Annotated in this window: 21 protein-coding genes and 2 pseudogenes; 9 read left to right on the forward strand and 14 right to left on the reverse strand. The window is 60.9% G+C overall.

Going from position 1 to position 24,899, the window contains the following annotated elements:
- Nucleotides 1–3: 3 nt before the first annotated feature.
- Together arsB and arsH are read left to right on the forward strand one after the other, a co-directional pair.
- A complete protein-coding gene (gene arsB / locus RGQ15_RS19280; RefSeq protein WP_311162422.1) occupies nucleotides 4–1,080 on the forward strand; it encodes an ACR3 family arsenite efflux transporter in 1,077 nt (358 codons plus the stop codon).
- Nucleotides 1,077–1,787: an arsenical resistance protein ArsH gene (arsH, locus tag RGQ15_RS19285; RefSeq protein ID WP_311162424.1), complete on the forward strand. Its 711-nt coding sequence runs from the start codon at nucleotides 1,077–1,079 to the stop codon at nucleotides 1,785–1,787. The genes arsB and arsH overlap by 4 nt, the downstream gene beginning before the upstream one ends.
- Here arsH and RGQ15_RS19290 read toward each other — a convergent pair.
- Nucleotides 1,757–2,122: pseudogene (locus tag RGQ15_RS19290) on the reverse strand (integrase core domain-containing protein); the annotation flags it as partial. The gene arsH and the pseudogene RGQ15_RS19290 sit on opposite strands and share 31 nt — an antisense overlap.
- A gap of 70 nt (nucleotides 2,123–2,192) precedes the next feature.
- Between RGQ15_RS19290 and RGQ15_RS19295 the strand changes: the two are divergent.
- Nucleotides 2,193–3,280: pseudogene (locus RGQ15_RS19295) on the forward strand (IS3 family transposase).
- Nucleotides 3,281–3,661: 381 nt separating this feature from the next.
- Here the strand turns inward: RGQ15_RS19295 and RGQ15_RS19300 are convergent.
- The 9 genes from RGQ15_RS19300 to RGQ15_RS19340 form a co-directional block, all read right to left on the reverse strand.
- On the reverse strand, nucleotides 3,662–4,297 hold the full coding sequence (locus RGQ15_RS19300; RefSeq protein ID WP_311162425.1) for an isochorismatase family protein: 636 nt from the start codon (nucleotides 4,295–4,297) through the stop codon (nucleotides 3,662–3,664).
- 100 nt (nucleotides 4,298–4,397) lie between these two features.
- Nucleotides 4,398–5,429, reverse strand: a complete 1,032-nt coding sequence (locus RGQ15_RS19305) for a M29 family metallopeptidase (protein ID WP_311162427.1) — start codon at nucleotides 5,427–5,429, stop codon at nucleotides 4,398–4,400.
- An 11-nt stretch (nucleotides 5,430–5,440) separates the two neighbouring features.
- Nucleotides 5,441–6,217, reverse strand: coding sequence for an alpha/beta fold hydrolase (locus RGQ15_RS19310; RefSeq protein ID WP_311162428.1), 777 nt, complete (start codon nucleotides 6,215–6,217; stop codon nucleotides 5,441–5,443).
- Nucleotides 6,217–6,969, reverse strand: coding sequence for a maleate cis-trans isomerase family protein (locus RGQ15_RS19315; RefSeq protein ID WP_311162430.1), 753 nt, complete (start codon nucleotides 6,967–6,969; stop codon nucleotides 6,217–6,219). Before RGQ15_RS19315 ends, RGQ15_RS19310 begins: the two co-directional genes overlap by 1 nt.
- 69 nt (nucleotides 6,970–7,038) lie before the next feature.
- Nucleotides 7,039–8,235 (reverse strand): FAD-dependent monooxygenase, encoded by a 1,197-nt coding sequence (locus RGQ15_RS19320; protein WP_311162431.1) that lies wholly within the window; start codon nucleotides 8,233–8,235, stop codon nucleotides 7,039–7,041.
- Between the two features lie 22 nt (nucleotides 8,236–8,257).
- Entirely contained in the window at nucleotides 8,258–9,064 is an 807-nt protein-coding gene (locus tag RGQ15_RS19325; RefSeq protein WP_311162432.1) for an ABC transporter permease, read from the reverse strand.
- Nucleotides 9,057–9,854, reverse strand: coding sequence for an ABC transporter ATP-binding protein (locus RGQ15_RS19330; protein WP_311162433.1), 798 nt, complete (start codon nucleotides 9,852–9,854; stop codon nucleotides 9,057–9,059). Before RGQ15_RS19330 ends, RGQ15_RS19325 begins: the two co-directional genes overlap by 8 nt.
- A gap of 36 nt (nucleotides 9,855–9,890) precedes the next feature.
- Nucleotides 9,891–10,634: an ABC transporter permease gene (locus RGQ15_RS19335; RefSeq protein WP_311162434.1), complete on the reverse strand. Its 744-nt coding sequence runs from the start codon at nucleotides 10,632–10,634 to the stop codon at nucleotides 9,891–9,893.
- Nucleotides 10,635–10,639: 5 nt separating this feature from the next.
- Complete coding sequence (locus tag RGQ15_RS19340; RefSeq protein ID WP_311162435.1) at nucleotides 10,640–11,641, reverse strand: ABC transporter substrate-binding protein; 1,002 nt, start codon at nucleotides 11,639–11,641, stop codon at nucleotides 10,640–10,642.
- A gap of 216 nt (nucleotides 11,642–11,857) precedes the next feature.
- Here RGQ15_RS19340 and RGQ15_RS19345 point away from each other — a divergent pair, with 216 nt between their 5' ends.
- Complete coding sequence (locus RGQ15_RS19345; RefSeq protein ID WP_311162436.1) at nucleotides 11,858–12,544, forward strand: TetR/AcrR family transcriptional regulator; 687 nt, start codon at nucleotides 11,858–11,860, stop codon at nucleotides 12,542–12,544.
- A 359-nt stretch (nucleotides 12,545–12,903) separates the two neighbouring features.
- Here RGQ15_RS19345 and RGQ15_RS19350 read toward each other — a convergent pair whose 3' ends face one another.
- The 3 genes from RGQ15_RS19350 to RGQ15_RS19360 form a co-directional block, all read right to left on the reverse strand.
- Nucleotides 12,904–13,923, reverse strand: coding sequence for a DUF1214 domain-containing protein (locus tag RGQ15_RS19350; protein WP_311162437.1), 1,020 nt, complete (start codon nucleotides 13,921–13,923; stop codon nucleotides 12,904–12,906).
- A 369-nt stretch (nucleotides 13,924–14,292) separates the two neighbouring features.
- Nucleotides 14,293–14,442 (reverse strand): hypothetical protein, encoded by a 150-nt coding sequence (locus RGQ15_RS19355; protein ID WP_311162438.1) that lies wholly within the window; start codon nucleotides 14,440–14,442, stop codon nucleotides 14,293–14,295.
- Nucleotides 14,443–14,614: 172 nt separating this feature from the next.
- Nucleotides 14,615–15,808: a Fic family protein gene (locus tag RGQ15_RS19360; RefSeq protein WP_311162439.1), complete on the reverse strand. Its 1,194-nt coding sequence runs from the start codon at nucleotides 15,806–15,808 to the stop codon at nucleotides 14,615–14,617.
- A 554-nt stretch (nucleotides 15,809–16,362) separates the two neighbouring features.
- Here RGQ15_RS19360 and RGQ15_RS19365 point away from each other — a divergent pair.
- Complete coding sequence (locus tag RGQ15_RS19365) at nucleotides 16,363–16,668, forward strand: hypothetical protein (RefSeq protein WP_311162441.1); 306 nt, start codon at nucleotides 16,363–16,365, stop codon at nucleotides 16,666–16,668.
- A 790-nt stretch (nucleotides 16,669–17,458) separates the two neighbouring features.
- Here RGQ15_RS19365 and RGQ15_RS19370 read toward each other — a convergent pair.
- Nucleotides 17,459–18,361 carry a LysR family transcriptional regulator gene (locus RGQ15_RS19370; protein ID WP_311162442.1) on the reverse strand — a complete coding sequence of 301 codons (903 nt, stop codon included), beginning with the start codon at nucleotides 18,359–18,361 and terminating at the stop codon, nucleotides 17,459–17,461.
- A 189-nt stretch (nucleotides 18,362–18,550) separates the two neighbouring features.
- On the opposite strand from RGQ15_RS19370, the gene RGQ15_RS19375 reads away from it, so the two are divergent.
- From RGQ15_RS19375 to RGQ15_RS19390, 4 genes are all read left to right on the forward strand, one after another.
- Nucleotides 18,551–19,273: an isochorismatase family protein gene (locus RGQ15_RS19375; protein WP_311162443.1), complete on the forward strand. Its 723-nt coding sequence runs from the start codon at nucleotides 18,551–18,553 to the stop codon at nucleotides 19,271–19,273.
- 88 nt (nucleotides 19,274–19,361) lie between these two features.
- Complete coding sequence (locus tag RGQ15_RS19380; protein ID WP_311162445.1) at nucleotides 19,362–21,440, forward strand: hydantoinase/oxoprolinase family protein; 2,079 nt, start codon at nucleotides 19,362–19,364, stop codon at nucleotides 21,438–21,440.
- 12 nt (nucleotides 21,441–21,452) lie between these two features.
- Entirely contained in the window at nucleotides 21,453–23,237 is a 1,785-nt protein-coding gene (locus RGQ15_RS19385) for a hydantoinase B/oxoprolinase family protein (RefSeq protein ID WP_311162447.1), read from the forward strand.
- Nucleotides 23,238–23,346: 109 nt separating this feature from the next.
- The gene (locus RGQ15_RS19390) at nucleotides 23,347–24,849 is read left to right on the forward strand and encodes an NCS1 family transporter (RefSeq protein WP_311162449.1); all 1,503 of its coding nucleotides are present in this window, start codon (nucleotides 23,347–23,349) and stop codon (nucleotides 24,847–24,849) included.
- The last annotated feature ends 50 nt before the right edge of the window (nucleotides 24,850–24,899 follow it).

Consider the following 24,899-nt stretch of genomic DNA (forward strand, 5'->3'; position numbering starts at 1 on the left):
GTCATGACTGCCCTTCGCCCGGTCAAGCGGCTTTCGTTTCTCGACCGCTATCTGACGCTCTGGATCTTCGCGGCCATGACGCTTGGCATTCTGCTTGGCTGGACTTTCACCGGTCTGCCGGATGCTCTGAACGCCCTGTCCATTGGATCGACCAACATACCCATCGCGATCGGACTGGTCCTGATGATGTATCCGCCGCTGGCCAAAGTCCGCTACGAGGAACTGCATCAGGTCTTTGCCGACAAGCGTGTGCTTGTGCTGTCGCTGGTCCAGAACTGGCTGATCGGGCCCGTTCTCATGTTCGCCTTGGCCGTGATCTTCCTGCGCGACCAGCCGGAATACATGACTGGCTTGATCCTGATCGGGTTAGCCCGCTGCATCGCCATGGTGCTGGTCTGGAACCAGCTTGCGCGGGGCGACAACCAGTATGTCGCGGGGTTGGTGGCGTTCAACTCGATCTTCCAGATCCTGATCTTCTCAACCTATGCATGGCTGTTCCTGACAGTCCTGCCGCCCTTCTTCGGACTGGAGGGCAGCGTGATCGATGTAGGCTTTTGGACCGTCACCGAGGCGGTGTTGATCTATCTGGGCATTCCCTTTGCGGCCGGTTTTCTGACACGGCGTCTGCTGATCGCGCGCAAGGGCGAAGTCTGGTATCGCGAGGTGTTCCTGCCGAAAATCAGCCCGATCACCCTGCTGGCACTGCTCTTGACCATCGTCGCCATGTTCAGCCTGAAAGGCGGCGACGTGCTGCGCCTGCCGCTGGATGCAGTCCGGATTGCCATCCCGCTGGTGAGCTACTTTGGCATCCAGTTTCTCGTCAGCTTCGCACTGGGTCGGCTGGTCGCCCGCGACTATCCGCGCACCACAGCCATCGCCTTCACGGCGGCTGGCAACAATTTCGAACTGGCGATCGCCGTCGCAATCGCCGCTTACGGCCTCGCCTCGCCGGTGGCATTTGCCGCCGTCATCGGTCCCTTGGTCGAGGTTCCCGTCCTGATTCTGCTGGTGAATGTCGCCCTGCGTCTTGGCGCAAGCTGGTTTCCCGAAGACGTCGCGCCGAAGGAGGCCCGCGCATGATCCCCGACCTGCCGAACCTGTCGCCCGGTACAGACCAGATACCGGAGCTGCCCACTGTGGCCCACTCCAGTCATCCGCCACGCATGCTGCTGCTTTACGGCTCGCTCAGGGAGCGCTCCTACAGCCGCTTCGCCACGCTGGAGGCGGAACGTCTGTTGCGCCATTTCGGCTGCGAGACACGGGTCTTTCATGCCAATGGCCTGCCGCTGCCCGATGATACGGCGGCGGATCACCCAAAGGTGCGAGAGTTGCGTGACCTCTGCCTCTGGTCCGAGGGACAGGTCTGGACCAGCCCCGAGCGGCATGGCGCGATGACCGGGGTAATGAAGTCGCAGATCGACTGGATTCCGCTGGCCATGGGTGCGATCCGCCCGACGCAGGGCCGCACGCTGGCCGTGATGCAGGTCTCGGGCGGTTCGCAATCGTTCAACGCCGTGAACCAGATGCGCGTGCTTGGCCGTTGGATGCGCATGTTCACGATCCCCAACCATCCCTCGGTCGCCAAGGTCTATGACGAGTTCGATGAGGCCGGACGGATGCGCCCGTCGAGCTATTACGACCGCATCGTCGACGTGATGGAGGAGTTGGTGCGGTTCACGCTGCTGACCCGCGATGTCTCGGGAGTCCTGACCGACCGCTACTGTGATGCAATGAAGGCTGCGAGACACCCGCCCGCTTATGATAGCCGCTCTTTGAGCGCCTCATAAGGCGTTTTTCCTTTGAAAGCCCCGTGAGGTCTGGCGAGGTTATAGAAACGCTGCCACTCGCCCAACTTGGCTTCGAGATCCACGTCGTCCTTGTAGATGAGGAGTTGGTAGAACTCTTCCTGGTCGGAGCGATGTGATCGCTCGACCTTTCCGTTCAGCTAGGGTGACGCTGGTTTGATGTAGGCATGGCGGATGCCCTTGTCCTCAACATGCCAATGGAATTTGGCTTGGAACTCGTGCCCGTTATCGGTCCGCACCTCGCGGATGCGGAAGGGAAACTTGTCGATGACATGGTCGATGAAGTCGATGGCGTTGGCCTGGGTATGCCGCGCATAGGTAATCCTCCCCATGGTTAACGGGATGAGATTGTAGAATTTTCTCGTGGCGAGAGCCGAGGAGATTCGAATGAGGAAGAGCCGTTTCACTGAACCGCAGATCATGGCGGTGTTGCGCCAGGCCGAGAACGGGGTGTCTGTGCCGGAACTATGCCGGGAGCACGGGATCAGCACCGCCAGTTTTTACAAGTGGCGCGCCAAGTATGGCGGCATGGACGCGTCGATGATGAGCCAGATGAAGGCGCTGGAGGATGAGAACCGGCGACTGAAACGCATGTTTGCGGATCTCTGCATGCAGGCAGATCTGCTGAAGGAGGCTCTGGGAAAAAAATGACCCGTCCAGCTCAACGCCGCGAGTTGGCCGAGAAGGCTTTGGGGACAAGAGGGGTCAGCATCGCGCTGGCCTGTCGGGCATTTGGCGTCAGCGAGACCTGTTTCCGCTACAGCCCGAAGCGCGACGAAGAGAACGAGACGATCGCTGACCTGCTGCTCGGGCTGACCACGACACACAAGACCTGGGGTTTCGGCCTATGTTTCCTGCACCTGCGGAACGTGAAGGGGCATGTCTGGAACCACAAGCGCGTGCGCCGGATCTATTGCGACTTGGAGCTGAACCTGCGGATCAAGCCGCGACGTCGGCTGAGACGCGAAAAGCCCGATGAGCTCGCCGTGCCGGGAGCACCTAACATGGTCTGGTCAATGGACTTCATGGCCGACCGCCTGTCCGACGGGAGGCAGTTCCGGCTGCTGAACATTCTGGACGACTTCAACCGCGAGGGCCTGGGGATTGAGATAGACTTCTCACTACCCTCCGAGCGTGTCGTTCGGGCCTTGAACCAGATCATCGCCTAGCGTGGCAAACCTCTGGCAATTCGGGTCGATAACGGCCCGGAATATGTCAGTTCCACCCTGATGAATTGGGCCGAGAAGCGGGGCATCGCCCTGACCTACATCCAGCCCGGAAAGCCACAGCAGAACGCCTATGTCGAGCGCTACAACCGGACGGTCCGGAACGAATGGCTGGACCTCTACATCTTTGACACCATCGAGGAGGTGCAGCAGATCGCAACCGAATGGCTATGGACCTACAACAACGAGCGTCCCAACATGGGGATCGGCGGGATCACCCCTGCCATGAAACTGAAAACGGCCGCGTGAATTCTACGAAACCACCCCGCTAAAACGGGGAGGATTACCCTTGGTCAGCCATTAGCCCGTCGAAATACTCATATGACTTGGTGATCTTTGGCGACGCTCCGGCCGACGAGGCGGCGGCTAGGCACAAAAAGATTCCGACAGATACAGCGACGCGCAGTAACCGCCCGATTTCCACCGCCTGCCTGAGCGTGGGGGTGATCGGCTAAGACACGTGCATAGCGACGTCGTTAACGACGTGCACCGAGCACCAAGCAGGGGGGCAGCATTTGGCAGGCGTGGGCGAAATGGGCGTCGTTGGCGCGGGTTCGGGAGTAGAGGGGCCAATGTTTCAGCCCAGTCGATCAAGGCGCGCGCCTTGGAAGAGAGATTTGGTTGTTGGGGTCAGATGCCGCTCATACTCAGATTGCGCAGCCAATCCATGACTTCGTTCGCGTCTGTCACATCCGCGTATTTCTGGTTCATGTCATAGAGGTTTGCCTCATGCGGCGCCTGCGCGCGATCGGCGCAGCAATCGGCAGGGACCAGCACGTTGAAACCGGCTTGAACCGCGTCGACCACGGTTGCCCGCACGCAACCAGATGTCGTGGCCCCGGTCACGACCAGCGTATCGACCTTTGCTCCTGTCAGCAGGGCGGAAAGGGTCGAGCCGAAAAAGGACGATGCTCCCTTCTTGGTCACGATGGCATCTTCTGGCTGGATGCCGGTTGCCGCATTGATCTCGACAAGACGCGTGCCCTCGGTCAGGGCGGCCATGCCGGTGGCCTTCTTCAGCCAGGGCAGCTTGTCCACTTCGCCGGGGTGATAGGCTATGGTGGTAAAGATGACGGGAAATCCTTTGTCGCGTGCCAGATCGCAGATCGCCCGGGTGCGCCTCATCTGCTCGTGTGCATCTGACGCGGTGGGATATTGCGGGTCGGTAAAGCCGTAGCTGAAGTCGACAACGACAATGGCGGGACTGCTGCCGCGCGGGACGGTGCGTCCGAAACCCGCGCTTTCATAAATCTGTTCCTGGGACATCCGTGTTCCTTTGAAGAGGGGGCGATCGCGGACGCACCGCCCGTCATGATGCGCTGGAGGCACAGAAGCGCCTCCGGCAATGACCACGAGGTGGGGCGCGTCAGGCGCGCGCCATCTGGATTTCCTTCACCACCACGTCACCATCAATGACGATCGCCTCGTCATCCAGAAAGAGCGAGCAGTTGCGCATTGGAATGTCCAGGTGGCAGGCAGTGTCGTTCGGTCCGCCCAACTCGTTATTTGGGCCGGTCGAGAACATGACGTTGCCGTAGAAGCTGCGGGGCTCCATCCCCATGCCGCCGGGGAACTCTCCCGGCACGAAATTGTGCCACTTGGCGTTCGGGTTCATCCCCCAGCCGACATGGCTCATGCCGTAGCCGCGCCTGTCATTGAAGGCGTCCATGTATTCCCTGACGATCTGCGCCTCCAGTCCGCCCCGGATATCGGTGATCCAGCCCTTCTCAATGGTGTAGGTGATCGGCTCGCGCACCATCAGGTTCTGTGGCAGCAGGATGTCGCCCGGCGCCACGATGATGGTTCCGTCGACGCCGTCATCATCGCCCCCCGTGAAGACGAAGCCGGAGGGCCAGTGATCCCAACGGCCCGGCGTGTCGTTGCAGGCATATTCCGGCACAGTAGGATAGGTATTCAGCCTGTAGGTGACATCCGTTCCATGCGGGGAGGTGATGCGCATGACCTTGGCCCGCTCGAGAATGGCGGCGGCGATCTCGACCTTCTCGCGCAGTTCCGGATAGGGCAGCATCCTCGCCAGCAACTCGGGCGGCTCGACGGCGGTCAGGATGCGCGTGCCGGCGGCCTGGATCGCGAATTGCTCGGGGCTGAACAGCAAGAAGATGCAGTCGATCAGCATGTCGCAGTTTTTCAGCGCCTCGACCGCGTCGGGCATCGCGGCAAGGCCGGTCTGGCCGACTGCCCAGCCGGCGGTCGGTAGCGGTGCGGGCAGGCGCATGTGATACATCCTGGCGCCAAGGCGCTGGCCTGCAGCCATGAAGGCATCCGCATAGTCCAGCCGATCATTGCCCTGGGTCAGCACGATCAGCTTTTCACCCTCGTGCACGCCTGACATTTTCAACTGGTGCAGGCAAATTTCGGTGAAGCTCGTATGGTCCATCGTCTTTTCCTTTAAGCCTTGAAGTCCATGACGGCTGCCAGAAACCCGTCGAGGTCGTCCCACGGGATCATGTGACCGGCACCATTGACGGTGCGGATCTCGATCGCCGGGGATAGTTGGCGGATCTCGGCCACGTCCTCGGCTGCGATGACCGGAGCGCCGCCGGCTACGACCAGCCGCATCGGCAGGCCCAAATGAGGCAGGTCCGCGTGGATGTCGTCGGTGTGAAAGCCGTCGAAGGCGGTCTTGATCGCCGTATACTGGCAGGTGTGCAGCCATTCGGCGCGGAGCGCGACCTGTTCATCGGTCCAAGTGGGGCAGAACCCGCGCATCTCGGCGACAGAGATGCCCGTCTGCGCCAGCCGGATCGAGTCACCATACCAAGGCCATGCCGAGGGGTAGGGCCTCCGTCCGGGACCGCTGACCGGCGGATCGACAAGCACCAGACCGCCGAATGCGCCTTGGTTCCTTCGCGCCGCCCGGATGGCGATGCGCGCACCCATCGAATGACCCAACACCAAGGGCTTGTTCAGGCCCTGCGCAAGCGCCACCGCGTCATCGGCCATCGCGTCCAGCGAATAGTCCAGATCGCCCGCCTGACTGAGGCCGCGCCCGCGCACGTCAAGAACATGCACGTCAAAACGCTCGGCGAGGCGCTCAGCGACGAAGCCCCAGGTGATCGCAGGTGAGGTGATACCGGGGATCAGCAACAATTCCGGACCTGGGCCGGCATGATGCAGAAGGTGCTGGCGAATGCCATTCGCGCGGACGTGATACCCCCGTGCCATCAATAGGCCCCAGACAGAAGCGCACCGCCCCCCGGCACGCGGGTCGGCAACTCCAATGCGTTCAGCATCTGCCAGGTCGTTGCGATGGCCGCGGTAACAACGGGCTTGCCGGTCTGGGCCTCGACCGTCTGGACAGCCGCAAGCGAGGGCATCTGCACGCAGGCCGAAAGCACGATAACATCGGCGTCGGCGACTTCCATGCCCGCGACGATCGCGGGCAGGTCCATCGGATCATGCGCGGCGACCGCTAGGTTGTCCTGTATCTCAAGCGCACGGCAGTCGACGACCTCAAACCCCTCGTTGGCAATATAGTCGAAGACCATCTGCGCCAGCGGCTTCATGTAGGGGACAACGACCGCGATCTTTCTGGCCTTCATCGCATGAAGCGCGTCAATCAGAGCCCCCGCCGAGTTGACGACCGCGCCTTGGGAGCCGTTCCCGCGCACTACCTCCGCCAACCGCTCCTTCGAGCTGCGGTGATAACCCAGCCCCATCGACATGATGGCGACAAGGCAGGCATATCCCATCACGTCCACCTTGGCGTCCGACAGTTCCAGCGCACAGCGATCGGAAGCTGCGTCCATCGAAGAAAGCTCCTCCTTCGTGACATGTTTCATCCGCATCCGCGCGGAGTGAAAGGTGAAGCGCTCCGGTGCCACCATTTCCCGCGCCTTCAGCAAAGCCGGAATCTCGGTCTCCATGGTGATGTTGGAACTGGGGACGATCTGACCGATCCGGATCGACTTATTCATGGAATGCTCCATATTATCTATTCGAGTGATTAATTAATTGCTCAGGAGAACGCATGACCGCACATGGTGTCAGGCCGCTGCCAGACGGTCGGCGAAGCCGCGCGGGTCGTAGTCATAGACCCAATCGGTATTGATTCCCGTGGTCCGCGGGTCTTCCTTGGCGCGGCGGGCATATTCGGCATCACGCGCTGCCATCTGCTCCTCGGTGGGCAGGTGGTAGGTGCGGCCGCGCTCGCGCGCCTCAAGCTGGACGCGACTCGTGCGGGGCAGGCGTTCCGCCTCGTAGCCGGCCAGCGCGGCGCCCAGATCCTTGGGGTTCAGCGCCAGAGACTCGGCCAGCACATAGGCGTCCTCGATCGCCATCGCCGCGCCTTGCGACAGGAATGGCAGCATGGGGTGGCAGGCGTCGCCCAGCAGAGTGACCGCGCCCTTTGACCATGTGGCCATGGGATCGCGATCGAACAGGCCCCAGTTGTAGACATCGGTAACGCCCGAGAAGAGCTTCTGCAGATCGGGATGCCAGCCCTCGAAATCCGCCAGCATCTCGGCGCGGGTCACGCGGGTGCTCCAGCTTTCGGTGACCCATTCGGCGGCCTCGGTGACGGCAACGATGTTCACGGCCTCGCCGCCCTTGACGTAATAGGTCACAACATGCGCCTTGGGACCCATCCAGAACGAGCTTGCTGGCGCGACGTAATCAACCACGCCTCCGGTCGGAACCAGCGCGCGATAGCATTGATGTCCGGTCCAGCGCAGGTCACCCGCCCCGAACATCGCCTCGCGCACGACAGATCGGACACCATCGGCACCGATGATCAGGTCGGCCTCGAAGGTCGATCCGTCCTGAAAGCGCGCTTGGGCGCCGGTCGGGGTATTGGAGATTCCCGTGCATTTCTGGCCGAAGCGGCAGATCTCGCGCGGAATGTTCGATACGAAGACGTCCAGCAGGTCGGCGCGATGGACATGCACGAAGGGGGCCTGGTAATGGGCGCGGAAATCACCGCCAAGGTCGATGCGGAAATTCTCGCGCCCGGTCTTCCAATGCCGCCCCGTTACCGCACGGGGATAAAAGGCCGTCCTCATCAGGTCGCTTTCCAGACCCATTCCGATGATGGACTTTACCGCGTTGGGCGTCATCTGGACGCCCGCCCCGACTTCGCCAAAGGCTGGGGCCTGTTCGAAGATCGTGACATCGAACCCTTTCCGCAGCAGGGCGCATGCGGTCGCGGTTCCACCGATGCCACCGCCAATAATGCCAATTTTCATGTCGGTATCCTTGTCGTTCTTGTCAGTCGCGCCAACGCAGCAGACGCTTTTCGACCCGGCCGAGAACGCCGCGTTCCAAAAGCTGCATGGCGATGATGAAGAGGATCGCGACGGCCGCTACTTCGCGCATCCGAAGCTGCCGGAAGCTGTGAAAGATGGAGGCGCCGATACCCTCGGGTTGGCCGATGGCCTCGACCACGACCACAAGCTTCCACGACAGCGCAAAGGAGAAGCGCATAGCGGTCAGCAGGGCCGGGACCAGTTGCGGGATCAGGACGGCCATGATCCGGACAGGGGCGGGCAGGTGATATATCTGCGCCATTTCGTCCAGCGACCTGTCGCGGGCCTGTACGTTTGACCGCACGATATTTGCGACGAAGGGCAGGACGGCGATGGTCAGTGCGACAAAGCCCGCAGTCTCTCCAGTGCCCAAAGCGAGGATCGCGAAGATGATGTAGACCGGGTCCGGGACCGCCAAGGCAAGCGCCAGCAGAGGCTGGAAAAACGCTTCGGTTCGGGCGTTGAGGCCAATGATCAGTCCCAAGATGGTGCCCGCGACCGAGGCGGCGGCGAAGGATGCCAGCACACGGCCCAACGTCAGGACAAAATCGTTCCAGAATGCCTGCGATCCAAGCGCCGCCTGCATGGCCTGAAGCGTCGGAACGATGCCTGGCACCCAGGGGCGAAAGTTCAGCGCCATGAAATGCCAGATCAGCAGCATCAGTCCGATGGCGACGATCCCGGCCCCCGGCTTGCCCAGCGAGAGGTTCTTCACAAGCTGCATCAGCGTAGGAAGGACGGAACGGTTTCCAAAGTCGGGATTATGCAACGGCCTGCTCCGTGGTCGCGGACAGGCCCCACGGCGCCTGCACCCGGCGGATGATGTCGCCCTCGATCTCCGAGATGCGCGGGTCGTCATAGTCCCGCGGACGCTCCAGCGGGACTATGTAGTCCTCGTGGATTCGTGCCGGGCCCCGGGTCAGGATCAGGATCCGGTCTGCCAGATAGACCGCCTCGCGGATCGAATGGGTGACGAAGACAACGGTGGCGTTCGTCCGCTGGCAGATGCCGGTCAGTTCTTGCCGCAGCGCGCGCGCGGTGACTTCGTCCAGGGTCGAGAGCGGCTCGTCCATCAGGATGTAGGACGGGTTGACGATCAGAGACCGCGCGATCGAGACACGCTGCCGCTGGCCACCCGACAGGCGCATCGGCCAGGAATCCTTGAATTGCGAGATATGCAGGATCGAGAGCAACTCGTCGATCCGCCTTTCCCATTCGTCGCGCGGCACGCTGGACGCAGCCAGCGTCATCTCGAGGTTCTGCCGCACACTGCGCCAGGGCAGCAGGCGATGGGACTGGAAGACATAGCCAAGCCGTGGCGGCTTTGACTTGGGCCCAAACAGTTCCTGATCCTCTACGAACACCTTGCCCCGGCTTGGGGGATTCAGTCCCGATATGACATTGAGCATGGATGACTTGCCGCAGCCCGAAGGGCCGAGGATTGCCACGAATTCGCCACGGCGAATGTCGAAATCTAGTTTTCTGACGGCCTCGTACTTGCCGTAGGACACGCCAAGATCTTCGACACGCAAGACCGATGAACGAGCGTCTGTGGTCATTCGGATCTTCCTTTCTGGGATGGTTCGCGGCAGCCCTCAGCGCCAGCGGAACGTGTATTTCTCAAGATTGCGGATGAGGCCGTATTCGGCGAGCAGCACGATCACCATGAACACGAGCAGCCAAAGATGAACCTCGATCATCAGCATGTATTCCCACGCGTGATCGAATTTCGCACCGAACCCCATGCGCGCGGCCCCGAAGATTTCGGCCACGACGATGACCTTCCATGCAAGCGCATGGGCGTTCCTCAAGGCCGCGAAGACATAGGGGGCGACGAAAGGCACCCAGATATGGCGCACCTTGGCGAGCAGTCCCAGATGGTAAATCTGGGCCATCTCATCCAGTTCGCGGTCGGCGCTTTTCAGGCCGTCGCGCATCCCCACCGCCATGTAGGGAAAGGTGATGAACGCCACGACCAGAACATATCCCGCCTCGGAGCCCTTGAAGATGGCGAGTGCGAGGATCGCGGCAATCGCGCTGGGAGTGCGCAACGCTGCAGTGACGTAATAGCCCAGAACCTCACCCAGGAAGGCCGAGCGGGCCATGATGAAAGCCGCGACAAATCCGGCAGCTATGCCCAGTGCCAGCCCGCCCAGAACACGCGCGAGCGTGATGCCGATATTGGACCAGGTATCTGCACTGGACAGGAAATGCGGTAGCGCCTTCAGCACCGTGCCCGGAGATTCGATGAATGTCGCCTGAGCTGCCGCCAGATACCAGAGTGGTATCAGCAGCAGCAGCGCCAGCACCGACCAGGCCGATTTCTCGATCCTGCTCATGTCGATCAGCTCCGCGGTCCTGCGACTTCTTCCAGCGTGACCAGCGTGCCCTCGGGAACGCTTTCAATGACCGTTCCATCCTCCGCCAATTTGTCCAGGAATCGGGTGGCGGCCTCTCGCTTCTCGGCTGACCAGTCGTTCGAGAAATAGTCATAGCTGCGACCATTCTCGATGATCTTGTCCAGCACGGCCGGATCCGTCAGCCCCAGTTTTTCGGTGACATAGGGCTTGCGCATGATCTCATAGTCACTGTCGCGAAGCAGGGCGATGGCCTCGTCATAGGCGTCGCGCACGGCATAGGCCAGTTCCGGGTTCTCGCGCAGCCAATCGCCATGAGCCGCCATGTTGGTGATCCAGGGGGCGAACCCATCATTGAATTTCGCATAATCCGCATGAGCCTGCAGCAGATAGCGCCCGTCCGTCTTGACCATGGCCTCGGAGGCGAAGGATTCGAAGTTAAAGATCGCGTCCACCTCGCCCTGAGCGAGCAGGGGAACAAGTGCGCCCGGCCCGACCTGCGACAGTTCGTATTCCTTCAGAACGTCGAAGCCGTACATTTCCTGGACGATGAGGCGGATGAAGGAGGTGGTGCCGGACTCGGCCCCGAAATGCCCGACTTTATGGCCTTTCAGGTCTGCAGGGGTCTTGGCCTCCGACGAGCCGGGCACGATGATGCCGAGATAAAGGTTTCCGACGGGATAGAAGGCAGACACGTCGAACCCCTCGGCGCGGGCAAGCGCGATGCCCAGCAGATCGTTGTCCATCGCGATGTCGGCATTGCCGATCAGGAAGTTCTGGAACAGGCCAGCATCAGGCAGGTATTCGAACTTGCCGTCGAATCCGTGTTTCTTGTCCAGTCCCTCACCCTGGATGATCATCATCGGCAGGCCGCCGATGCTCCCGGCAACGGCTTGCATGGTCACATTCGGCAGATCATCGGCAGACGCAGAGAGCGCAGTCGAAATCAGCGTCGCGGCAAGCATGCCGCGAAATACGGTCTTGTTCATGGGTCATCCTGTTGGGTTGTTTTCTCGCGATTGAGGATGACGATATCGAGTCGAATTAATTAATCAAGCACATAATTAATTAACTTTGACCTCGGTGCTCTTACTGTGAAATATGCTCGGCATAGACGCTTCGTCAGGCGAGAATTGTGGACATATGCTCAATCGTGAAGCATCCGGTCGCGAGGCTCGGCTCAAGATCAAGGAACAAAGACTGTCATGTCCAACTCTCAGACTACTGCCAGCGACAAGCCTGCCCGGAGGACACGCCGCCCCGGCAGACCCGAAGGGCAGACGAACCTGGCCGACGAGATTCTGGATGCGGCCGAAATCATGTTCGCCGAACTTGGCTATTCAGGCACCACGCTACGTCAGGTTGCCGAAAAGCTGGGCGTGACGCCCGCCATGATCGCCTATTACTTCCAGAGCAAAGACAACCTGTTTCGCGCCGTTTTCTTGCGGCGTGGCCAAGGAATATCGGACAGCCGGATGGAACGGCTCTCCGAGCTTGAGGGAAAGCCGGGCAAGATTGTCGAGGATCTCGTCCGTGCCTTCATCGAACCTTCGGCCAGGCTTTATGGCGATCAACAGGGCAGGGCATTCCTGCGCCTTCATGCACGCCTGCATATGGAGCCGGAGGCGCTGTCATTCGAGTTGCGAAGGACCGTCTATAACGAGTCGACGCGCGCCTATGCCCGCGCTTTCGCCGAGCTTCTGCCGCAACTATCCGAGCGCGAGATATACCAGCGGATGTCGCTGCTGATCGGCGCCTATCTCTACGCATTCTCGGGAACAAGCCGGTTGGGCGAGTTTCTGGTAACGGACGAGGGCGAATCGACCCGAGGTCTGACTGAAAATATTATAGCTTTCGGAACCGCAGGCATGATGAGCAGGTCCAACGTTTAGGTGTTTGATCCCACGTTCGCGTAGTAAAATTTATGGCCAGATAACGTCAGTTGCCGGTCGCCCGCGGCCTAGAGTGGAAGACCTGATGTGGGACGCCCGAACGGAAGCTAATGCGCTCCGAGCAGCATGTTGCGGAGTACAAATTGGAAGGCTTGGCTGAGGCGGGCGACCTGACCCTCGGGTATGGCGGGTCGGCCCTTACCTGCCGCTCGGCCTGCCACCATGCTGCGCGACAGCACCCGCCGAAGCAGCCCCTCAGGCACCGCGCAGCGAAACCCGTGATGAGATGGCAACGATGCGGACGAAGCGGACGTGCGCTGCTTGCAGGGACGCTGCCGCTTCGCGCCCGCCCTCCGGCTTCAGTCCTTAACTATGGCCGTGGGAAACACCCAAGTTCCGTCCAGTATCTCCTCGTGAGGCCGATACATCCGCACCAGATAGTTCCACCCTGCTGAGATTGGAAGGCAGTTCGGCACGCCCTCCTTACAGTCTCCGAACTGCACCGTGACGGAGCCATCTTCCGACTTTGAAGCTGTTACATTGTTCAGAGAATAACGGTTGAGGTCATTCTTCTGAAAATAGCCGTCAGCGTTATAAACACTGATCGACCAAAAGCCGTCGACTGGCACCTTGCCCACAGTCAGGCGATACGTTGTCTTCCCGTCGTTATGCTCCGGCGTGACACCGGCATAGTAGGCGTCCGTGAGTGGGTTGCCCCCCCAGCCGCTGGCTGTTCCGATCAGGTGCTGAACCTCATCGACCTTCTCTTTTGGACCAAACATGCGGGCTGAGTCGATTCCGCCGTTAGCCGCGGCCAATGCGTTCAAGGCGTTTCTCAACCCCGTCGCCTGCTCCCGGTTCCAGTCCGGGATTTCGAACACGGCTCCCTGTCCTTGCTCGATCTGCATCGCGTCCTGAGCCCGATGAACCGCAGCCAGATCATCCGGATTTTCCGGATCAACAAAGGTGCGGATGAGGAACAGCACATAGCGGGTTCCGACCTGATCCTGCGTGAAGTGGTGAACTCCGGAATCGTAGATGACTGCGGGCGTATAATGATCCTCGTTGATCACTTGCAGACTGCGAAAACGGCTGTCAGCCGCAGGCAGCGTCACGGTGGCAGGACCGGCCCCAAGGTCAGCGATGGCATAGGAATAGAGCGTGTCCCGGTTCATTCGGATGACATCCTGCTTTTCCACCGGCACAGGCTCGCGAGCGTGAAGGAAACTGCCGAAAGCGCCCGAGGCGACGAATTTGGCGAAGTAAAGATCACTCTCCACGCGGGTGAAGTTGTCGACGGTCACGCGATCCGCAGCAGATGCGGGGATGCCCACGCCGATGCAAGCCGCACACAGAAATCCGAAGCAAAGCTTAATCATGGGAGAACTCCGAAACATCGACGGAATGGATCGCTCGAACGGTATCTCTAGTCGTGTCTATTCCGCATCATTAAAATCCCCTCGGTCAGAAGGGGCAAGGAATGATTTTCCTTTCGACATGGTTGCTGGTCTTCCAGTCGTATCAAAACGTGCGGCCTGCCCAAGGCCGCACAAAAATAAACGGCCCCGGCCAAGGCTGCCGCACCGCAAGTGAGTGGCAGCTAAGGGCTCCGAGTATCAAGCTGTGGTGCGGAAATTAGCAGATTTGGCTGAGGCGGGCGTCCCGCCGTTCGGATAGGAATGGCCGGCCCATTGCTGCCGGTCGAGCATCGCCGTTGCCCGCACCGCGGTGCTCGCGGAAGCCGCCGCTCAGACGCCGCGCAGCGAAAGCCTCGATGGAATTTCGGCGATGCGGGAAAAAGCATACACCCAATTATCACCGAGATCTTTCAGAACGGCTGCAGCCAGAATCTCGATGCGCTCCTCCCGCTGTTGTCTGGCCTCAGGGACTGATTTCATGGGACCCCCGAGGTCAAAGCGGCGAGCGGTGTGCTCTTCTCATATGGAATTCAGTCCTCCCTCGTTCCCCAAGGAACAGTGACCGGGCAACCTACCGCCAGCAGGCACCTGGAGTTTTCCGGCAAGCGGGTTTCATCTCGGTGTAAATGGCATCAATCGTTCAGGGCGGACCTCACCTCTCAGGGAAAAGCCCGGGCATCCAGCTGGAAGCCAAACTAGCGGGGAAATGCACCCTGAGCGGAGCGCGCGGGCTATCTGACTTAATCGCTTCTAGCTCCAAAAGGCGCGAGGTAACTTTCCGAGCCTGCCGGTCGCTCACCCCCAACATGTTCGGAATGACACCGCGATCGATCTCGCCCTCCATCAGCAATGCGCCAAGGATACGGTCGCTGCCTTTGAGCACTTCGCCACGGCGTTCCTCCCGGACGGCCCACTCCATTACCCTGCCGCGCAGTTCGGCTGGCCGCATCAGGGCGTGCATGAACTCCACCTGGTCGATGCATTTCTCCAGGAAGAAGCTCGCGAATTCTGCCAGTCGCGCCTCCGAAAGCGCGCCACGCCCATCGGCCCCACCCGGCCGGGGTGCGTCTGCGGCTGCAAGCCGGCGTTTGTATTCCTCGGCGTTGCGCCCGAGGCCCCGCGACGCCGACCAGAGGCCCGCGGAACTCACGCTCTCGGCCAGCATGGCATGGGCGACCATGCGGGAGACACGACCGTTCAGATCCGGGAAGGGATGGATCCAAACCAGGCGGTGATGCGCACATGCCGCATAGATTATCTTCCCCGTTTTTCCTTGGAAACCGAACATCCGGTGCAGGTGATCGAGCAGGCGTGGCACAGCACCCGGGCTTGGCGGGATATGCGCACCAACTTGGACAAAGCCGTCTCTAAAGGCGCCGGGAATAATCGGGATCAGCTTCCCGTCAAGGCCCTCCTGAACCAGCAACTCTTCCGGCAGCCCCTCGCAGAAACGTGCATGGATCTCCTTCAAGCTTTCAGGGTGCAGCGGGCTTTCGGTGAGCCCGCCGCCATCGATCCAGCTTTGCACCAAGATATGGGAGACTGCTTCTCGCTGAAGGTTGCGTTTCTCGGGGTCAGCGCTGAAATCTTGCCGTAAGGCGCGTTCGATATCGATCGGATGAGTGTTATGCCCCTCGATCAGGTTGGAATAGTAGCAGTTCATCGAGCGGACCAGACCAGCCAAGGCAGGTCGCATCCCCTCCGGAAGGCTTGCCGAAAGGGCCGTGGACTTCATCGCGAGGTCGAGCGAAAGATCGGTCAGCACCGACCGATGGCGCGAAGCTTCCTCCGAAATGAGCGGCTCCATACTGGCACCGGTCTCTCCTCTGTCCTCTAGCTTCGCCATCAGGCCTCCACTTCCTCGCAAAATTCCGCACTGAGTTCCGCTTATGGTTCCGACACGTGCTTCTTCGGAAGTTCGCCGGGAGCAATTTTAAACTTATTGCTGATGTTGACGCAATCTGGAAAAATAGGAGCCAATTTTTAGGAACATTGGGCTCCAGAATTCCTCATTTAGTTCCGCTTTGTGTTCCGCTTTCTATGCCGCTTCTCGGATCTCCATGTTCAACAAATGGTGGGCTTTCTACTGCGCAACTGGTGGGAGTTGCTTAATCGCCCTGAGCCGCTCCAACTGGTCGGTCGAGCACCGCCGATGCTGCGCGGCGTCGTTCCCCTGACCAGCCGTTCAACCAGCCTCGCAGCGACCCCCCGCTAGCGCGGGGCGCGATGCGGGGCATTGCTGCGACGGCTTATTTTCGCCTCCTTCTCTACCGGTGTCTGGTTGTCTGGCCTAATTGATGGGCGTTGTCCCCGTCGGCGGTAGTCTTACCCAGGCCAGTTGCTCTACTAACGACGCACCAGAGTGACCACATGCATTGGGGCCATATGTGGAGGCATCAGATGTTCAGGAAACTCTCTCTCGTCGCATTGGTTTTCTCTGTTGCGACGGGATCGGCTCTTGCAGATAGCAAACCGCTGTCTCCGGGCCATGTCCAAGAGGCTGCGATCATGGGTCTCAACCCGCATGTCTTCAGTCGCATGGATATCGCTCAGATCGCAGCTGAAACGACCTGCCGCGACCAGCGCGAACGGGTGCGCTATATTCTTGAGAAGAAGGAGAAGGCTGGAGAGGAGATCTCTAATCCTTTCACCTCGAGCCGATGGCTAACGCCTGGTGGATGCAGAGTAACGGGCGAAGACCGGTGATGGCCTGAAGGGTGTTATCCCGCCACGATACCTGCGCAAGACGAAATCGGTCGAGGAACTGCTGCCCTGACTTTACCTCAATGGCGTCAGCACCGGCGATTTCAGCGAGGCGCTGGCAGCGCTTCTCGGTAAGGGGCAGCCTCGGAAACTGGCGCAGTTGGCTAGGGCTGACCGCCAGTTGAGGCGTTTCTGAATTCGCAGCAACCACATTGGCTGCGCCTCGCATCAATGGCCGCAATGGAGAATACCGCCGAGCCGCATTAGGCAAGTCCGAGCGGCCGCTTCGGATCACGCGCGATGCTGCACCTGCGAACAGCCGAGTGTCGTCGCCCCCGCTCTGAATGGCGGCGAAGGGCTCCCGCCCAACATGCTGTGGGACAGGAAATGGCGGCCGTAGCTGGTCCGGACCTCAACCTCCCGCGCCGGATAGAGCGGCCCATTGCGGCCGGTCGGCTTCGCCCAATACTACGCGGCAGCATTCCCCGAAGCCGCCGTTCAGGTTACCCGCAGTGGGTTTCGTATGAGACAGCGAGTTTGCCGGGCCTTTTTGTCATGAGCTACACCACCATTTATGGAGATCCGGAACGGCTGTGCTTGGCGTATGCTCTGGGCGCTACTGGTATCAGGCCAGATCCAAATGCGGAAGATCGACGGCTAGGAAACCATCTCTTAGCCTCTCGAGCCGATGACGATTGACCTCGCAGCTTAACTGGAGCCAATTTCACACGCCCGGAGCGGGCCGCCAAGGAATTTCCACAGCATTCGCGACACGACCCAGGGTCTCGATCGTTCATTCTCTACCCAAACCGTATGTTCCAGCAATTTCGACAAAATCCCTAACCTGTCTTGAGCGATTTGATCGTTTCCAGACTAAGACTGTTCGGTTCCGAAACAATGGATGCATTATTTGACGTACCTCAACGTTGCGGCCGAGAAAACCGATCAGACTTTCGGGATAGACCGTCACTCCCAGCCCGGCAGCGACAAGGCCAAGCAGCGCAAGGGTGCTGGACGCCTCCAACGTCACTTTCAGCGTCACGCCCTCGGCGCTGAACAGGTCATTCAGTCGCCAGCGATATTCGTCCCACTCGCGCATGTCGCCAAGGATGACATCCTGTCCGGACAGATCGCCAGGAGTTACCATAGGCAGGCGCAGCAATGGGTGATTGCGCGGCGTCACGACATAGAGCGGCTCGGCCGAAAGCGTCAGCGTGTGGTAGTCGGAGTGATCAAACGGTCCGATCAGGTAGCCAAGGTCGATCTCGTCATTGGCGAGCGCGATCTTTTGGCCCTGCGTGCGGATATAGCTGATCTTCAGGTCGACATCCGGATGCCTCCGGCGAAAGCGCGACACGGCCGAGGGCATCAGTTCGGTCGCGGCAAAGGCCATGTAGCCGACGGAAAGCGCGCCCGCCTTGCCCTCGGCGATGCGCCGCGCGGCCTGCACCGCATCGCCGTAGCGGCGCATTAGATGGGCGTTCTCGTCATAGAAGCTACGGCCGGCCTGCGTCAGCGCCACCTCACGCGTGGTGCGCTCCAGCAGGCGGAATCCCACCGCCGATTCCAGTTTCTGGATGCGGCGGCTCAGCGCCGACTGGTCAAGGTTCAGGCGCTCAGCCGCGCGACGAAAGTTGAGTTCTTCGGCAAGCGTGATGAAGGATTGCACATTCTCGATCCCCAAAAGGTCATTCATCGGATCGCCTCGCCTTATTGATGCAGATTGCGCATTAATAAATGTTGAATCGCCATTTCCCCTTCGTCAAGCCCACGTTGATCATGAGGACAGAGCTGTGGATCGTAAGGCTTTGCTGGCTTTTCGAGCGGCTCGACAGAAAAGGTGAGCCGCCGGCAGCCTGCATCAATGAGACAAGGAAACGCGAAGATGAGCGACGTTGACACCAAGGAACTGGACCGCCTGCTGCAAGAGGCCTTCGACACCGCGACAAAGCTGTACAAAGAGCGCGGCTTCCAGCGCCGCGTCGGCTTTGGCAAACGTCCGGCGCTGGTCAGCGTCGATCTGGCCAATGCCTGGACCCGGCCCGGAAACCCCTTCACCTGCGATCAGGAGAAGATGGACAATGAGATCATACCGGGGATGCAGAAGCTTCTGACGGCCTTCCGCGCCGCTGGGCTGCCGGTCATCCATGTCACCACTGCCTATGAGATCACCGACCGCAATGCCGATTTCACCGATATGGGCCTGTGGCACAACAAGATCCCGGTCGATGTCGTCGACATCAAGGATACCGAGCTTTGGGCCATCGACAGCCGCATCGCCCCGGTCGAGGGCGAATATACCCTGTTGAAGAAACGCGCCTCATCCTTCCACGGCACGGAACTGGCGGGCATCCTGCGCGCGAATAACGTGGACACGATCCTTGTGACGGGCGTAACCGCCTGCGCTTGCGTGCGTCAGACCGTTTGCGACGGCATCGCCGACGGCTTCCGTACCATCGCGGTCAAGGAATGCATCGGCGATCGCGTACCGGGGGCGGTGGCGTGGAACCTGTTCGATATCGACGCAAAATTCGGTGACGTGCACACCGTCGACGAATGCGTTGCCTATATCGACAGCCTCGCGGCGCAAAAGATCGCGGCCGAATAAGGCCGCTCTGCCTTGCCCGCCAAAGGCGGGCGAGGCCTTGGAATAAAGAGGGCCGACAGATAGGGCCGCCAGCAACAGGAGAGACGACATGGCCAGAATTGGCGTCGATGTGGGCGGGACGAATACCGATCTCGTTCTGGAATGCAGCCACGGGGTCTTTTACCACAAGGTGCCGACTACGCTGAAGAACCAGTCCATCGGTGTGGTCGATGGCGTTCAGGGCATCTGCCGCAAGGCCGGGATCGCGCCGTCCGAGGTTCAGATGATCGTCCACGGCACCACCACCGCGACCAACATCACCATCGAGCATAACGGCTCGGAATGCGGGATGATCACCACGCAGGGTTTCCGCGACATCCTGCATATCGGTCGGCACAAGCGGCCCTATAACTTCTCGCTGCATTTCGACGTGCCGTGGCAAAGCCAGCCGCTGGTCAAGCGTCGCAACCGCATCGCCGTGCGCGAGCGTATCCTGCCCCCTTCCGGCGAAGTTGCCGAGCCGCTGGACGAACAAGCGGTGCGCGAGGCCTGCGCGCTGTTTCGCAAGCGGGGTATCAACTCCGTCGTCATCGGCTTCATGTTCGCCTTCCTGAACGACAGCCACGAACGCCGCGCCAAGGAGATCGTGCTGGAGGAAATGCCCGACGCCTATGTCACGCTCTCCTCCGAGGTCGCCAATGTCATGCGCGAGTACGAGCGGTTCTCGACCGCCGCGATGAACTCCTATGTCGGGCCGAAGACGGCCTATTATCTGCGCGACCTCGACGCCCGCCTGCGCGAGGCGGGGGTCCTGTCCAAGCTGCGCATCATGCAGTCGAATGGCGGGGTCTCGACCGTCGATGCCTGCGCGAGAAAGCCGATCCGTATCCTGATGTCCGGCCCGGCCGGGGGTGTGATCGGCGGGGCCTCGGAGGGGGAAATGGCGGGCACGCCCAATATCATCACCGTCGATATCGGTGGCACCTCTGCCGATGTGTCCACCATCCCGGGCGGAACGGTCAAGATCATGAACCCGCGCGATACCTATGTCTCGGGCCATCCGGTGCTGACGCCGATGATCGACCTGATCACCATTGGCGCGGGCGGTGGATCGGTCGCCCATATCGACGCGGCGGGGGCGTTCCATGTCGGCCCACGCTCGGCCGGGTCGGAGCCCGGTCCCGCCTGCTATGGCCGGGGCGGGACCGAACCCACGGTGACCGATGCCCAGATCGTCCTTGGCAGACTCGACCCCGACATGGCGCTGGGGGGTGACCTGAAACTTGACCCGGCTTTGTCCTTCGCGGCGGTCGAGACGATGATCGCAGAGCCCCTGGGTATGACCGTGATCGAAGCGGCGCTGGGGATTATCAGGATCGTCAACAACAACATGGCGCTGGCGATCCGGTCGAACTCGGTCGCGCGCGGCATCGACCCGCGCGAATTCTCAATCATGCCCTTCGGCGGCGCGGGTCCCCTGCATGGGGTGGCGCTGGCCGAGGCGATCTCGGCCCGGGACGTGATCGTGCCTGTTGCCCCCGGCATCACCGCCGCTGTCGGCCTGCTGAAGACCGACCTGCAATATGAACATACCGAGGCGGTGATCGTGGAACTGACCAAGGCTGGTGTCGCGGAAATTGACCGCATCAATATGGCACTCGAAAGCCTGCGCGCCGCAGTCCGGGCGGAACTGGACGGGGACGGTATCCCACGCGAGCAGCAGCAGATCACTGTGCTGGCCGAATGCCGCTATCACGGTCAGGGCTTCGAGCTTCGCGCAACCATGCCAGATGGTCCGGTAACAGAGGCGAACCGCGCCACCATCCTCGACAGCTTCCATGACCAGCACCAGCAGGATTACGGCTACAGCTATCGTCAGGCCGAGGTGGAATTGATTACCTTGCGCGCCATCGGCTCGGCCTCGGTCCCAAGGATCGTGATCCCGAAGATCGCACCGACGGACGGTTCATCCATCGACCAGGCGCTGATGTTCGTGCGCCCCACCACCTTCGATGACGGTCGCACGCTCGAAACGCCGCGTTATGACCGGGACAAGCTGCTTGCAGGCGACCATGTGCCGGGTCCCGCGATCCTGCATCAGCACAATGCGACCACATTGGTCCCGCCGGGCTATGTCGCCGAAACGCTGGACCACGGCAATACCCGCATCCGCGCCATTAGCGCCTGAGAGGACATAACGATGAACCAGATGTCCAAGATGAAACCCACTGTAGATCCGATCACCCTGCAAGTCATCCGTGGCAGCTTCGAGACAATCGCAGAGGAAATGGGCCATGTGCTTTACCGCATGTCGTTTTCCTCGATCATCCGCGAAAGTCAGGATCTGGGCGCGGGGCTGTTCGACCTCGATTTCAACACGCTTTGCGAGTCGGAATCGACACCCATGCATATCGGCTCGATCCCCGGCTATCTGCGCGGCATTGCCGAAACGCTGGAGGATGGCGAGTGGTATGAGGGCGATGTAGTCGTTCACAACCACCCCTATCACGGTGCCAGCCACACGCCCGACCTCGCGATCGTGGTGCCGGTCTTTTACCGCGACCGTCTGGTCGGCTTTGCCGGAAATACCGCCCACCACGTCGATATCGGCGCGGCAACGCCCGGCCTGATCATCGACGTTCCCGATGTCTATGCCGAGGGGATGCTGTTTGCGGGCACCAAGCTTTACCGCAAGGGCGAGCCGAACAATGCGATGTGGAACTATATCCGCCGCAATTCGCGTGCCGCACAGCAGCTTGTCTCGGATATCGAGGCGCAGATCGCTTCGGCCCGGCTGGGCGCGCGGCGCTTTGCCGAGTTGCTGGAAAAATACGGCGAGGAGACGGTCTTCGCCGCCGCCAATCAACTGATGGACTATGCCGAGCGAATGACCCGCCAGCGCATCAGCGAGATTCCGGATGGCGATTATACCGCCGAGGGTTGGCTGGACGATGATGGCCGCAACCGTGACCAGCGCCTGAAGATCAAGGTGACGATCCGCGTGCGCGGCGACGAGGTCGAGGTCGACCTGACCGGCTCGGCCGACCAGACGCCCACCGCTTATAATGTGCCCTTCGAGGGCTCGACCAAGGTTGCGGCCTATGCGGGTTTTCGCAAGCTGCTGCTGGACGCCGCGACATCGGACACGCGGGCTCCCTCGAATGAGGGATCGTTCCGTCCGATCACAGTGACGGCGCCGCTGGGTTCGATCTTCAATCCGCGCCCGCCTGCCTCGGCCGAGGCGCGTTTTACCCAATGCAACCGCATGATCGACCTGATCATCCGCGCCCTGGCCCCGGTCATGCCCGAAAAGGTGATCGCGGGTTCCTCGGCTTCAATCAGCTTCGCGGCCTATTCCGGGTTACGGCCCTCCGGCGATTACTGGGTGTTTCTTGAGGTGAACGAGGGTGCCTATGGCGGGCGGCCACGCTCGGACGGGCCGGACAGTATCGACAACCTGATGGCCAATACCCGCAACAACCCGCTGGAAGATCTGGCGATGCATATCCCGATGATCTGCGACCGCTATGAGCTACGCGACGACGCCATGCCCGGTGCGGGCGAGTACCGGGGCGGTATCGGGGTGGTCAAGGCGCAACGGGTGCTGACGCCCGCCTTCATCACCCACGAATCCGAACGCCACAGCGAATCGCCATGGGGCATCTTTGGCGGGACGGATGGAACCGTCGGGCGCTGCACGATCAGCAATCCGAACCGGCCGGGAGAGGAACTCGAGATGTATTCGAAGTTCTCGGGCCTCGCGGTCGGGCCGAATGATGTGATGACCTATTACAGTCCGAATGGTGGTGGTTACGGTGATCCGCTAAACCGCCCCGCAACGAAGGTGCTGGAGGATGTGCTGGACGGCTATTGTTCGGTCGGGCATGCGCGTGAGGTCTATGGCGTGGTGATTGACGCCGAGACCGAGACTGTCGATCTGGCCGCAACCGAGCGGCTACGGCTGGCAATGCGGAAACATTCCTAATATTGGGGGGCCGCGTCACAGCGGCCCCTGCCATCTCGGCAAGAAGACCGCGCGCGAGCCGCAAGGCCGCGTGCCGGTTTCGTTCAGTCAAACGACAGGGAATTTCAACATGACCACAACCGAAGACGCTGCGGCGGCTTGTCACCAGCGCACCGGCCTGATCGAGGAGAGCATCCTGCCCACAAGAGCAGCCGAGCGTCCGATCGGCGCGCTTGGCTATGCCTGGATCTGGGTCGGTATCGCCGTCATTATTGCCACCTATTCGCTTGGCGCGACCGGGGTTCAGGGCGGCTTCAGCCTGACCGCCACCGTGCTGACGATCATGCTGGCGAACCTTGCCATCGGAACGCTGATGTTGCTGACCGCCGATATCGGCACCGAGCACGGCCTCTCCTTTGCGGTCTATCTGCGCGCGCCCTTCGGCCTCCGTGGCACGCATCTGCCCGCCGTGTCGCGTGGCGTGGTCGCGGCCATGTGGTTCGGCATCCAGACCTATCTGGGGGCTTTGGCGCTGAACGGGATCGGCGAGTATTTCCTCGGCTTCTCGAATTGGTTCCTGTGGTATGCGCTGTTTGCCGTACTTCAGGTCGGCAATACCATGCTGGGCATCCGATCGGTCGAACGGCTGGCGGCACTGGCCGCGCCCGCGATCATCGCGATTTCGGTCTGGATGTATTTCACGCTGGACGGCATCGCCCAAACCAAGGGTATGAACATCTGGACCTTCCAAGCTGAGGGTCAGGCCTCGCTGCTGGTGTTGTTCATCGCGAATATGAGCTTCTGGTCCACGATGGCGATCGACATTCCGAACCTGACCCGCTTTGTCCGCACCACGACCGGAACGCGCAGCTATTTCGCGCGCAACCGCGCCATCTTTGTCGCCCAGCTTCTCGCCCTGCCGCTGACACAGGCAATGATCGCGGGGATCGGGGCGGTTTCTTTTATCGCGACCGGCAACTGGAACCCGATCGAGGTTATTCAGGGTGACGCGCAGGGCATTGCGCTGCTTGTCCTGCTGCTGCTGATCGTCATGGCGCAATGGTCCACCAACAACTCGGCGAACCTGATCCCGGCGGCGCTGACCTTCGTGAACCTCGCGCCGCGCCTGATCTCGTATCGCAGCGGCGTCGCGCTGGCGGGCATCGTCGGCACGCTTTGCTTTCCGTGGCTGATCCTCGACAACCTGTTTGCCTTCCTTGGCTATTACGGCGCCTTCCTCTCGGCGATCGGCGGCATCATGGTGGCGGATTACTATGTGATCCGGCGTCGCCGCGTGAACGTGCCGGCTTTGTTCGACCCCGAGGGGCAGTATCGCTATGCCGGAGGCTTCAACCCCGCAGGTCTGCTCGCTTGGCTCGCGGCCGGAGGGATCGCGGCTTGGTGGTCGGCCTATGCCTTTGTGATCGGCTTCCCGCTGGGGCTCGTCCTCTACCTCGCGCTGACGCGGATGCTGGTCCTGTCGCGATACCCGCAGGCCGAGCTGGCTGGGCGGAATGACGAGCACTATCTGGCGGCCTCGGTCGGCTTGGACTGGGTGTATGTCGGGCAGGGCCGTTTCGCCCGCGTCCCCGTCGAGACCCCGATTGCGGGCGGGCCGCGCGAAGACCTCTAGCAGGCCGCTGAATTAGTCGGGGCGTGAGAACGTCCTTCCTGGCTCGGTGG

Origin of the sequence: Paracoccus sp. MBLB3053, from assembly GCF_031822435.1 — a bacterium.
GTDB classification, from domain to species: domain Bacteria; phylum Pseudomonadota; class Alphaproteobacteria; order Rhodobacterales; family Rhodobacteraceae; genus Paracoccus; species Paracoccus aurantius.

Bases quoted from the DNA above. Each gene is read 5' to 3' on its own strand.
- arsB (WP_311162422.1), top strand. From the start codon at position 4: ATGACTGCCCTTCGCCCGGTCAAGCGGCTTTCGTTTCTCGACCGCTAT.
- arsH (WP_311162424.1), top strand. From the start codon at position 1,077: ATGATCCCCGACCTGCCGAACCTGTCGCCCGGTACAGACCAGATACCG.
- RGQ15_RS19300 (WP_311162425.1), bottom strand. From the start codon at position 4,297: ATGTCCCAGGAACAGATTTATGAAAGCGCGGGTTTCGGACGCACCGTC.
- RGQ15_RS19305 (WP_311162427.1), bottom strand. From the start codon at position 5,429: ATGGACCATACGAGCTTCACCGAAATTTGCCTGCACCAGTTGAAAATG.
- RGQ15_RS19310 (WP_311162428.1), bottom strand. From the start codon at position 6,217: ATGGCACGGGGGTATCACGTCCGCGCGAATGGCATTCGCCAGCACCTT.
- RGQ15_RS19315 (WP_311162430.1), bottom strand. From the start codon at position 6,969: ATGAATAAGTCGATCCGGATCGGTCAGATCGTCCCCAGTTCCAACATC.
- RGQ15_RS19320 (WP_311162431.1), bottom strand. From the start codon at position 8,235: ATGAAAATTGGCATTATTGGCGGTGGCATCGGTGGAACCGCGACCGCA.
- RGQ15_RS19330 (WP_311162433.1), bottom strand. From the start codon at position 9,854: ATGACCACAGACGCTCGTTCATCGGTCTTGCGTGTCGAAGATCTTGGC.
- RGQ15_RS19335 (WP_311162434.1), bottom strand. From the start codon at position 10,634: ATGAGCAGGATCGAGAAATCGGCCTGGTCGGTGCTGGCGCTGCTGCTG.
- RGQ15_RS19340 (WP_311162435.1), bottom strand. From the start codon at position 11,641: ATGAACAAGACCGTATTTCGCGGCATGCTTGCCGCGACGCTGATTTCG.
- RGQ15_RS19345 (WP_311162436.1), top strand. From the start codon at position 11,858: ATGTCCAACTCTCAGACTACTGCCAGCGACAAGCCTGCCCGGAGGACA.
- RGQ15_RS19350 (WP_311162437.1), bottom strand. From the start codon at position 13,923: ATGATTAAGCTTTGCTTCGGATTTCTGTGTGCGGCTTGCATCGGCGTG.
- RGQ15_RS19355 (WP_311162438.1), bottom strand. From the start codon at position 14,442: ATGAAATCAGTCCCTGAGGCCAGACAACAGCGGGAGGAGCGCATCGAG.
- RGQ15_RS19360 (WP_311162439.1), bottom strand. From the start codon at position 15,808: ATGGCGAAGCTAGAGGACAGAGGAGAGACCGGTGCCAGTATGGAGCCG.
- RGQ15_RS19365 (WP_311162441.1), top strand. From the start codon at position 16,363: ATGTTCAGGAAACTCTCTCTCGTCGCATTGGTTTTCTCTGTTGCGACG.
- RGQ15_RS19370 (WP_311162442.1), bottom strand. From the start codon at position 18,361: ATGAATGACCTTTTGGGGATCGAGAATGTGCAATCCTTCATCACGCTT.
- RGQ15_RS19375 (WP_311162443.1), top strand. From the start codon at position 18,551: ATGAGCGACGTTGACACCAAGGAACTGGACCGCCTGCTGCAAGAGGCC.
- RGQ15_RS19380 (WP_311162445.1), top strand. From the start codon at position 19,362: ATGGCCAGAATTGGCGTCGATGTGGGCGGGACGAATACCGATCTCGTT.
- RGQ15_RS19385 (WP_311162447.1), top strand. From the start codon at position 21,453: ATGAACCAGATGTCCAAGATGAAACCCACTGTAGATCCGATCACCCTG.
- RGQ15_RS19390 (WP_311162449.1), top strand. From the start codon at position 23,347: ATGACCACAACCGAAGACGCTGCGGCGGCTTGTCACCAGCGCACCGGC.